Below are 13,591 nucleotides of genomic sequence, written 5' to 3'. Positions count from 1 at the left end.
GGGTCGACGCCGACCGGTCAGGGTCAAGATGCGGCGGTCAGGATGCGGCGGTCAGCCTGCGGACGACGGAATGGTTGAGGCTGAGCCCCTCCTCGGCGGCGTGAGTCGCCAGGTCGCGGTGCAGTCGCTCACCCACGCGCAGGTTGAACTTGCCGGAGTAGCTCCGCTCGGCGAACGGCAGCGGGACCGGCTCACCCTGCTCCATCAGATCGGCGAGCACCTCCGTCAGGAGGTCTTCGAGCCCGCTCAGTGCCGTGATCTGCGAGGACGAGAGCCACGACAACGAAGGGAACTCCGCGCAGGACGCCACGAACTCCCGATCATCAGCCGACCACGAGACCCGGTAGGTGTCGTGCGACACATCAGGTCGCGGTGCACCCCTCACGACGCAGCCTCCTTCTTGTCGATCGCCTTCAGCACCGCGCCGACGAGGCGATGTCGAGGACGTCGTCCCCGCTCCGTTCTCCGGGTGACAGTGCCAAGGTGGGCACAGCACGAGGAGAGAAGGTCGACATGTCGAAGTACCTGCTGGTGGTGGACTTCCAGCCGGGCGTCTGCGAGGCGCCGATGTCGCAGTGGCAGCCGGACGAGATCACCGCGCACATGGACTACTACCGCCTCCTGCACGACGAGCTGGTCGCCAGCGGCGAGCTCGTGCAGTCCGAGGTGCTGACCGGGCCCGAGCTGGCCGCCGTCGTCACGTCGGACGGCCGCGGCTCCACCGTCGTGACCGACGGCCCCTTCCAGGAGTTCAAGGAGTGGTTGGCCGGCTTCCAGGTCGTCGAGGTCGAGACCCGGGCCCGCGCGCTCGAGATCGCCGCGCGCCTGTCGGCCGTGCCCGGCCCAGGCGGGGTCGCGATCCAGCAGCCCATCCAGGTGCGCGAGGTCATGGAGCAGGCCCCCCGGGACACCGGCGCCATGGACGACTGGCTGCAGACGGTCGGTGACGGCAGCTGAACGTGCCGGACGACGTCGAGGACCTGCTGCGCGAGCTGTCGCCGCAGGTCCTCGGCACGCTCGGGCGCCGGTACGGCGACTTCGACGCGGCGGAGGACGCCGTGCAGGAGGCGTTGCTGGCCGCCGCGACGCACTGGCCGCGGGACGGCGTCCCGGAGCGGCCGCGCGGCTGGCTGCTGCAGACCGCCGAACGCCGACTGGTCGACCAGTGGCGCAGCGAGCAGTCCCGGCGCCGCCGCGAGCAGGAGACCGCGGTGCGCGACGGGCCGGCGCCCGACGTCCCGGACCAGGACGACACCCTGGTCGTGCTGTTCCTGTGCTGTCACCCGGCACTGACGTCCGCTTCCGCGATCGCGCTGACCCTGCGGGCCGTCGGCGGACTCACCACCGCCGAGATCGCGAAGGCGTTCCTGGTGCCGGAAAGCACCATGGCCCAACGGATCAGCCGCGCGAAGAGGACCGTGCAGGACTCGGGTGAACCCTTCGCGCTGCCCTCGCCGGCGCAGCGCCCGACCCGGCTGCGACAAGTGCTGCAGGTGCTCTACCTGATCTACAACGAGGGGTACACGAGCAGCAGCGGCCCGGCGCTCAACCGGACCGATCTGGCGGACGAGGCGATCCGTCTGGCCCGCCTGGTGCACCACCAGCTGCCGGACGACCCCGAGGTCACCGGACTGCTCGCCCTGATGCTGCTCACCGACGCGCGCCGCGCGGCGCGGACCGACGCCGCCGGCGAGCTGGTTCCGTTGGCCGCACAGGAGCGCAGCCGCTGGAACCACCCGCGCATCGCCGAAGGCGTCGCACTGCTCGACTCGGCGATCGGCTCCGGCTCGGTCGGTGAGTACCAGCTCCAGGCCGCCATCGCCGCACTGCACGACCGCGCACCGGACGCCGCCGCGACCGACTGGCCGCAGATCCTCGCCCTCTACGGGCTGCTGGAGCGCATCACCAGCAGCCCCGTCGTCACCCTGAACCGGGCCGTCGCCATGGCGATGGTCGACGGCCCGGCGTCCGGACTCGCCGTGCTGGACGACCTGGGCGACCGCGTGACGGGTCACCGGGTGGACGTCGTCCGCGCCCACCTGCTCGAGATGGCCGGTGACCGCGCGGGCGCGGCCACCCACTTCGACGCGGCCGCCCGCCGGACGTCGAACCTGCCGGAGCAGCACTACCTGACCCAGCAGGCGGCCCGCCTGCGGTCGTCGCCGACCGACTGACGCGCGCCTCGCCGTCCCGCCTGATCGTGGCAACGTCGCATCGCCGGTGATGCGACGTTGCCACGATCGGCATACTCGGCGGCATGAGCGCGCCGACCCGCCACGCACGCCCCTGGCGCCGTCCGATGGTGGGACGCGACCCGGACGAGCAGCACCGCGCGTCCACCCCGCTCGAGCTGCTCTTCGACCTGACGTTCGTGGTTGCAGTGGCGCAGGTCTCCGCAGAGCTGGCGCACGCGATCGTCGACGGCTCGGACGTCGGCGGCGCGGTCGTCAGCTACCTGATGACGTTCTTCGCCATCTGGTGGGCCTGGGTGAACTTCACCTGGTTCGCCTCGGCCTACGACAGCGACGACGTCCCGTACCGGCTGCTCACCCTCCTGCAGATGCTCGGCGTGCTGATCCTGGCTTCCGCGGTGCCGCAGCTGTTCGAGCACCACGACTTCACCTGGGGCGTTATCGGGTACGTCGTCATGCGGATCGCGCTGGTCGGCCAGTGGCTGCGGGCCGCCGCGGGCGACCCGGCGCACCGGACGACGGCCCGGCGCTACGCGGTCGGCGTCACGGCGGTGCAGGTCGGCTGGGTCGCCTTCCTCGCGGTGCCGCAGGACTGGCAGCTGCCGGCGTTCGTCGTGCTGGCCGCCCTCGACATGCTCGTGCCGGTCTGGGCCGAGCGCACGGCCGTGACGCCGTGGCACTCGGAGCACATCGCGGAGCGGTACGGGCTCTTCGTCATCATCGTGCTCGGCGAGTGCGTGCTCGGGGCGACGGCGGCCGTGCAGCAGACCCTGCAGGGCAGCGAGGGACTGTCGGTGGCGCTGGCCGTGACCGGCGCCGGCGGCCTGCTGCTGGTCTTCGCCGTCTGGTGGCTGTACTTCCTGTGGCCGTTCCCCGACGCGCTGGACCGCGACTCCGGTCGCATCTTCGCCTGGGGCTACGTGCACTACGGCGTCTTCGCGGCGCTCGCGGCGCTCGGCTCCGGGCTCGAGGTCGCCGCGGAGACCTTGGGCCACCACGAGCCGACGGGGTCGCACGGCGGACCGGACCCGACGAGCGCGTGGGCGCTGGCGATCCCCGTCGCGGCGTTCCTGCTGATGCTGACGCTGCTGGGTCGGGTGGTCGCCATGACGACCACCGCCGACGTGGTCGCGAAGTGCGGCGCCGCGCTCGTCACGCTCGCCGTCCCGCTGCTCGTTCCGGGGCTGCCGTGGGTGGTGCTGCTCGTGGCAGCCCCGGTGGTCGCGCTGGACGCCCGCGGGGTGTGGCAGCAGCACCGCGCGCACCGTCTCAGCAGTCAAGACGCAGGAATCACGGGCTGAGATCTGCGGTTGGCTGAGGACATGAGCCAGCCCCGCTTTCCCCGGACGGTCGACGACGTCACCGTCCGCGTCATCGCCGGCGAGGTGCTGGTGCTCGCCGTCCTGGCTGTGGTGCTGCAGCAGCCCTGGCTGTACGGCGTGCTCGCCGTCGACTTCACGCTGCGCACCGCACTCGGTCCGAAGGCCAGCCCGCTGGCCCGGATCGCCTCGTCGTTGATCCGCCCGCGCATCGCGGCGGCTCCCCGGCCCACGCCCGGCCAGCCGAAGCGCTTCGCCGCCGCCATCGGCGCCGTCTTCACCATCGCGGCCACCCTCGCCTACTACGGGCCGGGCTGGTCCACCGTGACGTGGGTCATCGGCGCGATCATGATCCTGTTTCCCGCCCTGGAGTCGATCCTCGGCATCTGCGTGGGCTGCATCGCCTTCAGCCTGCTCATGCGCATCGGCGTCATCCCGCGCTCCATCTGCGAGGAGTGCGCGGACATCCGGCTGCGGCTGACCGCGAGCCAGCGGGCCAAGCTGGCCGACGTCCAGCCGGTCGCCGTCGCGGACGGCGTGCTGGCGGCTCAGCCGACCCAGGGGCCGTCCGCTCAGCCGGAGAAGACCCGCTCCAGGTAGGCGTTGCCGAACACCCGATCCGGGTCGACCCGGTCCCGGACCTTCATCGCGTCGGCGAAGCGCGGGTAGCGGGCGGCGAGGTCCGCCGCCGCCAGGGTGTGCATCTTGCCCCAGTGCGGCCGTCCCTCGTAGGCCGTCAGGATCGACTGGACGGCGGCGAAGTACCGGCGGTGGTCCATCCGGTGGTACTGGTGCACGGCGATCCACGCCGTCTCGCGGCCGTTCGCGGTGGACAGCCACGGCTCGTCCGCGGCCCCGAACCGCACCTCGACCGGGAACGGCAGCCGCTCCCCCGAGCGCTGCACCCAGGCGTCGATCTCGCGCAGCACGTGCGGCATCGCCGCCCGCGGCATCGCCCACTCGCTCTCCCGGAACCGCACCGTCCGAGAGGACGCGAACACCCGGTACGAGACGTCGGTGAACTCGCGGGCGCTGAGGGCGCGGGCGCTGACCGCGTTCAACGACGGGACCACCCGTGGGGCCAGCGTGGCCAACCGGTTCAGCCCCTCGAACAGGGTGTTGGACAACAGCTCGTCGTCCACGTAGGACCGCACCCGGCCCAGCGGTGCGAGCGGCGTGCCGGGCGAGACGCGGTTGTTGCGCTTCGTCAGCGTCCGCTGCGTGTGCGGGAACCAGTAGAACTCGAAGTGGTCGTTGGCGGCGACCAGCTCGTCCACGCCGTCCAGGACCTCGGCCAGCGGCATCGGCGCCTCGACCGCGTGCAGCGCGTACAGGGGCTCGCATTGCAGGGTCACCGCGGTCACCACACCGAAGGCGCCCAGTCCGACCCGCGCCGACTGGAACAGGTCGGGGTCGACGTCCGCCGAGACCTCGACGACCGAGCCGTCGGCCAGCACGAGCTGCAGCCCGCGGATCTGGTCCGAGATGCCACCGAACCCGCCGCCGGTGCCGTGCGTGCCGGTGCCGACCGCGCCGGAGATCGTCTGGACGTCGATGTCGCCCAGGTTGCTCATCGCCAGACCGTGCGCGGCGAGCGCCGGACCGAGCTCGTGCAGCGGCCAGCCGGCGCCGACCGTGACCAGCCCGCCGTCGTACACGTCGAGGCGACGCGTCAGCTGGTCGAGACGCACGTGCACGCCGTCCGTGACCGCGACCCCCGTGAACGAGTGGCCGGAACCCACCGCCTTGACCCGCCGCCCGGCGTCCACGGCGGCCCGGACGACCCGGCTGACGTCGTCCGCACTGCGCGGCCGGACGACGGCCGCCGGGGTGGCGACCTCGGTGCGCGCCCAGTTCGTCCAGGTCGCCCCGCCAGGAATCGCGTCAACGCGAGAGATAGTCACCACACGATGATGCCTCACCGGGCATGATGATCGGGTGAACGACCTCGGAGCGCGGCTCGACGCCGCCACGGCGACCCTGGACCCCCCGCTCGCCGTGGTCGACCTGGACGCGTTCGACGCCAACGCCAAGGACCTGCTGCACCGGGCCGGCGGCGTGCCGATCCGGGTGGCCAGCAAGTCGGTCCGCGTCCGCGACCTGGTCGCCCGCGCACTCGCCCGCCCGGGGTTCCACGGCGTGCTCGCGTTCTCGCTGCCGGAGGCGATCTGGCTGGTGCGCACCGGCGTCACGGACGACGTCGTCGTGGCCTACCCGACGGCCGACCGGGCCGCGCTGGCCGAGCTCGCCGGGGACGCCACCCTGCGCGCCGCGATCGCCATCATGGTGGACGACGAGGCGCAGGTCGCGCTCACCGCGAAGGCCGTCGCGGAGTCCGGCACCGTCACCGCGGACGGGCCGCTGCGGCTGTGCTTCGACATCGACGCCTCGCTGCGGATCGGTCGGGTGCACCTGGGAGTGCGCCGGTCGCCGCTGCGCACGCCGGACGACGCCGCCCGGCTGGCCCGCGCGGTCGCCCGGCACGAGGGCCTGGCCGTCATCGGCGTGATGTTCTACGAGGCGCAGGTCGCCGGCCTACCCGACCGCAGCCCCGCCGTCCGGCTGGTGAAGAAGCGTTCGCTGGCCGACCTCGCCACCCGGCGCGGCGCCGTCGTCCAGGCGGTCGAGACGACGATCGGGCACCGCCTCGAGCTGGTCAACGGCGGCGGGTCCGGCAGCCTGGAGGCGACCGCCGCCGACGGCGCGGTCACCGAGCTGACCGCCGGGTCGGGCCTGTTCTGCCCGACCCTGTTCGACGGGTACCGGGCGTTCACCCCACGGCCCGCGGCCTGGTTCGCGCTCTCGGTGGTGCGTCGTCCGGCGCCGGACGTGGCCACCTGCTTCGGCGGGGGGTACATCGCCTCCGGCCCGACCGGCAAGAACCGCCAGCCGCTGCCGGTCGCACCCGCCGGGCTCACGCTCCTCGGCGCCGAGGGGGCCGGCGAGGTGCAGACCCCGGTCCGCGGCAAGGCCGCCGCGTCGCTGCAGGTCGGCGACCGGGTCTGGTTCCGGCACGCCAAGGCCGGCGAGCTGTGCGAGCGCTTCGACAGCGTGCACCTCGTGCAGGGCGACCGGACGGTCGGTCAGGCCCCGACGTACCGCGGCGAGGGCAAGACCTTCGGCTGACCCCCGGCGACGACGGCGGCGCGCTACTGGCGCCAGATCAGCACGAGCGCACGGTCGTCGGTCTCGCCGGCGAGGGCGTCCTCGACGATGCGCTTGGCACCGCCGCGGAAGCCGTCGCGCACCATCCGCTCCGCCTGCCCGAGCATCCGGTCGATGCCGAGGTCGAGGTCGCGGCCGGGGATCTCGACCACGCCGTCGGTGTACATCAGCAGGGCGTCGCCGCGCTCGAGGGTGCCCACCACGCCGGGGAAGTTGACGCCGTCCATGACGCCCAGCAGCGGGCCGCCGCCGCCGGTGGTCAGCGTCCACCGGCCGGAGCCGGCCTGGTAGTGCGCCGCGGGCGGGTGGCCGGCACCTGCGATCCGGTAGCGGCCGGTCGTGAAGTCGAGGTCGAGGTGGACGGCCGTCGCGAAGCCCTCGTCCCAGCGCTGGCGCAGCAGGTACTGGTTCGCCGCCTGCAGGAAGTCCTGCGCGGCCATGGCTCCCAGCAGGCCGCCGAGCGCGCCGGACAGCAGCAGCGCACGGGTGCCCGCCGCTGCCCCCTTGCCGCTGACGTCGACGAGGGCGACCTCCAGGTGGGTGCCGTCCGTGGAGCGGCTGGCCACCAGGAAGTCGCCGGAGAACGAGTCGCCGTACGCGGAGCGCAGGAACGACTCGACCTGCCAGCCCGGCGGCAGGGCCGGCATCTCGCCCTGCATGCGCAGCCGGTCGCGCAGGTCGACGAGCATGGCCTCGCCCAGGTTGCCCTGCAGGCCCAGCCGGGCCCGGCTGCGAGCCACGAAGAACATCAGCACCGCCATGGCGGCCAGCACGACCACCACGCCCCGGTTCAGCCCTTCGGGCCGCTCCACCTGCACGTAGACCAGGCCCACCACCACCAGCAGGTAGAGCAACGACAGCGCCAGCGGGCGTAGCAGGAAGCCACCGGCGACGAGCACGATGGCGAACGAGGCCACCGGCACCCAGTCGTCGTAGCTGATGGTGGCGAAGGTGATGGCCAGGGTCAGGACGGTCAGGCCGGCCAGGTGGAACCCGCTGCTGGGCAGGACGCGCCGACGCACGAACGAGCGGGTGCGTCGCCACAGCGGAGCACGCCGCAGTCGCGTGCTCGTCGCACCACCCCGCGCGTTGATCACGCCGAAACCCTACTGATGGTCAGGGCGCAGGCCGGGGACTTGACCGACACATGACCTGGCGCGCCGTCCCACCAGGCCCTCAGACGGCGCGCTGCTCCACCAGCCCCAGCAGGTTCTGCTCGCTGTCCCGGACGAACGCCATCCACTCCGCCGTCCTGGCCGGTCCCAGCGTGTCGTCGTCGTGGGTGAAGATGACGTGCGGCTCGCCCTCGACGACGACACCGGCCGCGCGCAGCCGCGCCACGGTCGCCGGCAGGTCCTCGACGCCGAGGTACACGAGGCTGGCGGGCGCGCCGCGGTCCAGCAGCAGCCGGACGCCGTCCAGGTCGAAGAACGCCAGCCCGGGCGGGTCGTAGGTCGCGCGGTGGGCCAGCCCGACGACGTCCCGGTAGAACGCGACCGCGCGGTCGAGATCCTGCACACCTACCGCGACCTGCACGAGTCTCATGAGCGCGACCCTAGCCAGACAAAGGCGTTGCGCGCGGCGGTCCGTCCTGGCCAGGCTGGGCAGATGTCCTCCGCCGACCTGCCCGTCGTCCCCAGCGTCCCCGGCTCCGTCGTGGCGATCGCGAGGGAGCAGGACCGAGAGGTGCGCTGGCTCGACCAGGCTGCGTTCGTCTTCCCCGACGACCCCGGCCACGAGCTCGACTACTTCGAGTGGGACCGCACGTTCGGCGTCCGGGCGGACGACGGCGAGCTGGTCGGGGTGAACAGCACGTACAGCCTGCGGGTCGTGCTGCCCACCGGCGAGCTCGGCACCGGCACGGTGTCGCGACCGATGGCCGGGCTGAGCTGGGTGTCGGTGCACCCGGGCTACCGGCGTCGGGGCGTGCTCTCCGCGATGATGCGGCACCACCTGCACGAGGTGCACGCGCGCGGCGAGGAGGCGCTGTCCGGTCTGCACGCGTCGGAGGCGTCGATCTACCCGCGGTTCGGCTACGGCCTCGCCACGGTCGGCTACGCGGTCTCGCTCGGCCGGGGACTCACCCTGCGGGACGCCCCCGCCGCACCGGACGACGAGGGCCTGCGGGTCAGGTTCGCCACCGCGGACGTCGAGGCGCACGGCGCGCTCGTCGCCGACCTCTACACCCGGTCGTGCGCGCGCCGTCCCGGCATGGTCGACCGGACGGCGGCCCTGAACCGCGGCCGGTTCCGGCAGACCCCGCGGGAGCTGGAGAAGGAGGAGCCGCTGCGGATCCTGGTGGCCGACCGCGAGGGCCGGCCGACCGGGTACGCGCTGGTGCAGCGCGACATGAAGTGGACGGACCACGCCCCGGACGGCACGACCCGGGTGCTCGAGCTGGCCGCAACCGACGTGGTGACCGAGCGGCGGCTCTGGCAGGCGGTCGCCGACTTCGACCTGACCAGCGCGACGATCGCCTACCGGGTGGCGACGGACCACCCGCTGCTGGCCTGGCTGCCGGACGCCCGGACGATCAAGCCCACCCGGACCGACGAGCTGTTCCTGCGCGTCGTCGACCTGGACCGGGCGCTGACCTCCCGCGGTTACGCGATCGACGTGGACGTCGTCCTGGCCGTGACCGACGGGCTGTGCCCGTGGAACGCCGGCACCTGGCGGCTCGTGGGCGCAGCGGACGGCGCCACGTGCGAGCGCACGAACGACGCCCCCGACCTGACGCTCGACGTCCGCGAGCTCGGCGCCGCGCTTCCCGGTGGTGCCTCGCTCGCCGCCGCGGGCGCGGCCGGGCTGGTGCAGGAGCACACGCCGGGCGCGCTGGCCCGGCTGTCGACCGCGATGCGCTCCGCGATCGAGCCGGCCACCACCTACGGCTTCTGAGCGGTCAGCCCTCGGCCCCCGGCCAGGGCGGCAGCTCCTCGTGGTCCTCGTACCGGGTGACCATGGCGAGCCGGCGACGGTGCCGCTCGTCCTTGGTGAAGGTCGTGGCGAGGAAGGCGTCGACGATCGCCGCAGCGTCCTCGAGCGAGTGCATGCGGGCGCCGATCGAGACGACCTGCGCGTCGTTGTGCTCGCGGGCGAGCTGGGCGGTCTCGACGCTCCAGGCCAGGGCGGCGCGGATGCCGAGCACCTTGTTCGCCGCGATCTGCTCGCCGTTGCCCGATCCGCCGAGCACGACGCCGAGACTGCCCTCGTCGGAGCGGACGCCGGTGGCGGCGCGCAGCACCGCCACCGGGTAGTCGTCGTCGGGATCGAACCGGTCGGGCCCGTGGTCGACCACGTCGAACCCCTGCGCGAGCAGGTGGTTCACGAGGTGCACCTTCAGGTCGTACGCGGCGTGGTCACCGCCGATGTGGACGCGCATGCCCTCAGCATGGCACCAACCGGCGCGCAACGGTCAGCCCCGTCCGGTCGGGTTGACCTGGGTCGACCGGGGACCGGTCAGTCGAAGATGGGGCCCTGCGTGCGGGTGCGCTTGAGCTCGTAGAAGCCCGGGGTGCCGGCGACGAGCACGCAGCCGTCCCACAGCCGGCCGGCGTCCTCACCCTCGGGGGCGGGGGTCACGACCGGGCCGAAGAACGCGACGCCGTTCACGGACACGACCGGGGTGCCGACGTCCTCGCCGACGAGGTCGATGCCCTCCTGGTGGCTGGCCCGCAGCGCCTCGTCGAAGTCGGTGCTGTCCGCGGCGTCGATCAGGTCGGCCGACAGGTCGAGCTCGGCCAGCGCGGCCTTGGTCGCGGCCAGCAGGTCCTTCTCGCCGCCCGGGTGCACCCGGGTGCCGATGGCGTCGTACAGCTTCTTCACGACGTCGTCGCCGTACTGCTTCTGCGCGGCGATGACCACCCGGACCGGCCCCCAGGCCCTGTCCATCATCTCGCGGTAGTCCTCGGGCAGGTCGCGGCCCTCGTTCAGGACGGCCAGGCTCATCACGTGCCAGGTGACCTCGATGTCGCGCACCTTCTCGACCTCACCGATCCACCGGGACGTCATCCACGCCCACGGGCAGAGCGGGTCGAACCAGAAGTCGACGGACGAGGTCTCGGTGGTCACAGCAGGCACATTCGCTCCAGGGTTCGCGGTCAGGGTTCGGGCCAGTGGGCCCATTCCGGGCCCTGATGGCGGCAACCCCGAACCGCGTTGGGACATTCCGAGATCCGTGGGACCATGGATCGCCCCGCGCGGGACGCCGCCACCGCCGTCGTCGTCCGGGCTGCACCCGTCGATCCCGAGGAACGGAAGTCCCCTGTGCCTGGCATGAACCTGACCCGCGACGAGGCTGCCCAGCGGGCCGCGCACGTGTCCGTCGAGTCCTACGACGTGACCCTGGACGTCACCACCGGCCCGGAGGTCTTCCGGTCGCAGACCGTGGTGCGATTCGCCAGCAGCACCCCCGGCGCCAGCACCTTCATCGACCTGATCGCGCGCGACGTGCTGGAGGTCGAGCTCAACGGCCGCGCGCTGGACCCGGCCGGCGTCGTCGCCGACTCCCGGATCGCGCTGGACGACCTGCAGGCCGAGAACGTGCTGCGCGTCGTCGCCGACTGCCGGTACATGAACACGGGCGAGGGCCTGCACCGCTTCGTCGACCCGGTCGACAAGGAGGTGTACCTCTACAGCCAGTTCGAGGTCGCCGACTCCCGCCGCGTCTTCGCGGTCTTCGAGCAGCCCGACCTCAAGGCCGAGTTCACCTTCGCCGTCACGGCGCAGAACCACTGGACCGTGGTCAGCAACCAGGCCACCCCCGAGCCCGAGCAGCTCCCTGAGGGCAAGGCCGTCTGGCGGTTCGCCGCGACCCCGCGCATCTCGTCCTACATCACGGCCATCGTGGCCGGGCCGTACCACGTCGAGCGCAGCGAGCTGACGAGCGCCGACGGCCGGGTCATCCCGCTCGGCGTGTTCTGCCGGCACTCCCTGCGCGAGCACCTGGATGCCGACAACATCGTCGAGATCACGAAGCAGGGCTTCGAGTACTTCGAGCGGCTGTTCGACCTGCCGTACCCGTTCGACAAGTACGACCAGCTCTTCGTCCCGGAGTTCAACGCCGGGGCCATGGAGAACGCCGGTGCCGTCACGTTCGTGGAGACCTACGTCTTCCGCTCGAAGGTGCCGCAGGCCGTGATCGAGCGCCGAGCGCTGACCGTGCTGCACGAGCTCGCGCACATGTGGTTCGGCGACCTGGTGACCATGCGCTGGTGGGACGACCTGTGGCTGAACGAGTCGTTCGCCGAGTGGGCCAGCACCAGTGCGCAGGCCGAGAACACCCGCTGGCCGTGGGCCTGGACGACGTTCGGCGTCGCCGAGAAGTCGTGGGCCTACCGGCAGGACCAGCTGCCGACGACGCACCCGATCGTCGCGGACATCCGCGACCTCGAGGACGTCGAGGTCAACTTCGACGGCATCACCTACGCCAAGGGTGCCTCGGTGCTCAAGCAGCTCGTCGCCTACGTCGGCGAGGACGAGTTCGTGCAGGGCCTGCGCCGCTACTTCAAGGCGCACGCCTGGGGCAACACCGAGCTGGCGGACCTGCTGCGCGAGCTCGAGGTGACCAGCGGCCGCGACCTGCGCGGCTGGAGCGCCCAGTGGCTGCAGCGGGCCGGCGTGAACACGCTGGTCCCCGAGGTCGCGGTGGACGACGAGGGCCGCTACGTGTCCGTCGCCGTCACCCAGACCGCGCCGGTGGCGCACGCCGTGCTGCGTCCGCACCGGCTGGCGATCGGCTGCTACGACCTGGTCGACGGCCGGCTGCAGCGCACCGACCGCATCGAGACGGACGTCGTCGGCGACCGCACCGAGATCCCCGAGCTCGTCGGCCGCAAGCAGCCGGACCTGCTGCTGGTGAACGACGACGACCTGGCCTACGCCAAGATCCGGCTGGACCAGCGCTCGTTCGAGACCGCCGTCGCCCACCTGGACCGGTTCGGCGACTCGATGCCGCGCTCGCTGGTGCTCGGCGCAGCGTGGGACATGACCCGGGACGCCGAGTCGCCCGCCCGCCAGTTCGTCGAGCTCGCGCTCAAGGCGATCGCGACCGAGACCGACTCGACCGTGCTGCGCCTGCTGCTCGCGCAGACCACCACGACCGCCAAGCTGTACGTCAGCCCCGAGCACCGCCCCGACGTCCTCAGCCAGGTGTCGTCGTCCCTGCTCGATCTGGCGCGTGCGGCCGAGCCGAGCAGCGACCGCCAGCTGCAGCTGGCGCTCGCCTTCGCCGCCACGTCCACCACGGACGAGCACGCCGCGGTGATCCGTGGCCTGCTCGACGGTTCGGGCGAGCTGGAGGGGCTGAGCATCGACGCCGACATGCGCTGGGCCCTGCTCACCTCGCTCGTCGCGGCCGGCGCGGCCGGCGAGGACGACATCGAGGCGGAGCTGGACCGCGACTCGACCGCCAACGGTCAGCGGGCCGCGGCGTTCGCGCGGGCTGCGGTGCCGACGTCCGAGGCGAAGGACGCCGCCTGGCGGTCCGTGGTCGACGAGGGTGAGCTGCCCAACGCCGTGCAGGAGTCGATCATCGGCGGGTTCGCGCGCGTGCACGAGCCCGAGCTGCTGCGGCCGTACCTCGAGCGCTACTTCGCGGCCATCGAGCAGGTCTGGGCGACCCGCACCAACGAGATCGCCCAGCAGATCGTGCTCGGGCTGTACCCGACGGTGCTGGCCGACGAGTCGCTGGTCGAGGCCAGCGACGCGTGGCTGGAGGCGAACCCGCAGGCCGTTCCGGCGATGCGCCGCCTCGTCACCGAGAACCGCGACGGGATCGCGCGAGCCCTCCGCGCCCAGGCCCGCGACCACTCGGCCTGACCCGCAACACCACAGTTCCGCCGCTCAGGCCGCTTTCCGCCTCTTGGGCCGCTTCCGGACCCCTCCGGAGCGGACTGGGCGGCGAAAAGCGGCTTGAGC

General features: G+C 72.5%; 13 protein-coding genes. 7 read left to right on the top strand and 6 right to left on the bottom strand.

All coding sequences use genetic code 11. From position 1 onward, the window contains the following. Positions 1-37: 37 nt before the first annotated feature. Positions 38-361, bottom strand: a complete 324-nt coding sequence (locus ABEB17_RS16095) for a type II toxin-antitoxin system HicB family antitoxin (protein WP_345717744.1) — start codon at positions 359-361, stop codon at positions 38-40. Between the two features lie 152 nt (positions 362-513). Between ABEB17_RS16095 and ABEB17_RS16090 the strand changes: the two genes are divergently transcribed. From ABEB17_RS16090 to ABEB17_RS16075, 4 genes are all read left to right on the top strand, one after another. Further along, the gene (locus ABEB17_RS16090) at positions 514-957 is read left to right on the top strand and encodes a YciI family protein (protein ID WP_345717743.1); all 444 of its coding nucleotides are present in this window, start codon (positions 514-516) and stop codon (positions 955-957) included. Between the two features lie 2 nt (positions 958-959). Further along, positions 960-2,174 carry an RNA polymerase sigma factor gene (locus ABEB17_RS16085; RefSeq protein ID WP_345717742.1) on the top strand — a complete coding sequence of 405 codons (1,215 nt, stop codon included), beginning with the start codon at positions 960-962 and terminating at the stop codon, positions 2,172-2,174. An 83-nt stretch (positions 2,175-2,257) separates the two neighbouring features. Next, positions 2,258-3,493 carry a low temperature requirement protein A gene (locus ABEB17_RS16080; protein WP_345717741.1) on the top strand — a complete coding sequence of 412 codons (1,236 nt, stop codon included), beginning with the start codon at positions 2,258-2,260 and terminating at the stop codon, positions 3,491-3,493. 21 nt (positions 3,494-3,514) lie between these two features. Then, complete coding sequence (locus ABEB17_RS16075; RefSeq protein WP_345717740.1) at positions 3,515-4,111, top strand: DUF4395 domain-containing protein; 597 nt, start codon at positions 3,515-3,517, stop codon at positions 4,109-4,111. Here ABEB17_RS16075 and ABEB17_RS16070 read toward each other — a convergent pair. Next, positions 4,084-5,415, bottom strand: coding sequence for a D-arabinono-1,4-lactone oxidase (locus tag ABEB17_RS16070; RefSeq protein WP_345717739.1), 1,332 nt, complete (start codon positions 5,413-5,415; stop codon positions 4,084-4,086). The genes ABEB17_RS16075 and ABEB17_RS16070 overlap by 28 nt on opposite strands. 34 nt (positions 5,416-5,449) lie before the next feature. On the opposite strand from ABEB17_RS16070, the gene ABEB17_RS16065 reads away from it, so the two are divergent. After that, on the top strand, positions 5,450-6,637 hold the full coding sequence (locus ABEB17_RS16065) for an amino acid deaminase/aldolase (RefSeq protein ID WP_345717738.1): 1,188 nt from the start codon (positions 5,450-5,452) through the stop codon (positions 6,635-6,637). Between the two features lie 23 nt (positions 6,638-6,660). On the opposite strand, the gene ABEB17_RS16060 is transcribed toward ABEB17_RS16065, so the two are convergent. Then, positions 6,661-7,773, bottom strand: coding sequence for a PP2C family protein-serine/threonine phosphatase (locus ABEB17_RS16060; RefSeq protein ID WP_345717737.1), 1,113 nt, complete (start codon positions 7,771-7,773; stop codon positions 6,661-6,663). A gap of 79 nt (positions 7,774-7,852) precedes the next feature. Next, positions 7,853-8,221: a VOC family protein gene (locus ABEB17_RS16055; RefSeq protein WP_345717736.1), complete on the bottom strand. Its 369-nt coding sequence runs from the start codon at positions 8,219-8,221 to the stop codon at positions 7,853-7,855. 63 nt (positions 8,222-8,284) lie between these two features. On the opposite strand from ABEB17_RS16055, the gene ABEB17_RS16050 reads away from it, so the two are divergent. Beyond that, a complete protein-coding gene (locus tag ABEB17_RS16050; RefSeq protein ID WP_345717735.1) occupies positions 8,285-9,571 on the top strand; it encodes a GNAT family N-acetyltransferase in 1,287 nt (428 codons plus the stop codon). Between the two features lie 4 nt (positions 9,572-9,575). Here the strand turns inward: ABEB17_RS16050 and ABEB17_RS16045 are convergent, their stop codons facing one another. Together ABEB17_RS16045 and ABEB17_RS16040 are read right to left on the bottom strand one after the other, a co-directional pair. Beyond that, the gene (locus ABEB17_RS16045) at positions 9,576-10,055 is read right to left on the bottom strand and encodes a ribose-5-phosphate isomerase (protein ID WP_345717734.1); all 480 of its coding nucleotides are present in this window, start codon (positions 10,053-10,055) and stop codon (positions 9,576-9,578) included. A gap of 77 nt (positions 10,056-10,132) precedes the next feature. Beyond that, positions 10,133-10,744 carry a mycothiol-dependent nitroreductase Rv2466c family protein gene (locus ABEB17_RS16040; protein ID WP_345717733.1) on the bottom strand — a complete coding sequence of 204 codons (612 nt, stop codon included), beginning with the start codon at positions 10,742-10,744 and terminating at the stop codon, positions 10,133-10,135. 195 nt (positions 10,745-10,939) lie between these two features. Between ABEB17_RS16040 and pepN the strand changes: the two genes are divergently transcribed. Continuing rightward, positions 10,940-13,492, top strand: a complete 2,553-nt coding sequence (gene pepN, locus ABEB17_RS16035) for an aminopeptidase N (RefSeq protein WP_345717732.1) — start codon at positions 10,940-10,942, stop codon at positions 13,490-13,492. The last annotated feature ends 99 nt before the right edge of the window (positions 13,493-13,591 follow it).

The sequence above is a fragment of the Angustibacter luteus genome (assembly GCF_039541115.1).
Lineage (GTDB): Bacteria > Actinomycetota > Actinomycetes > Actinomycetales > Angustibacteraceae > Angustibacter > Angustibacter luteus.
Note: the sequence above shows the minus strand (reverse complement) of the source record. Positions and strands in the feature narration are given on the sequence as shown.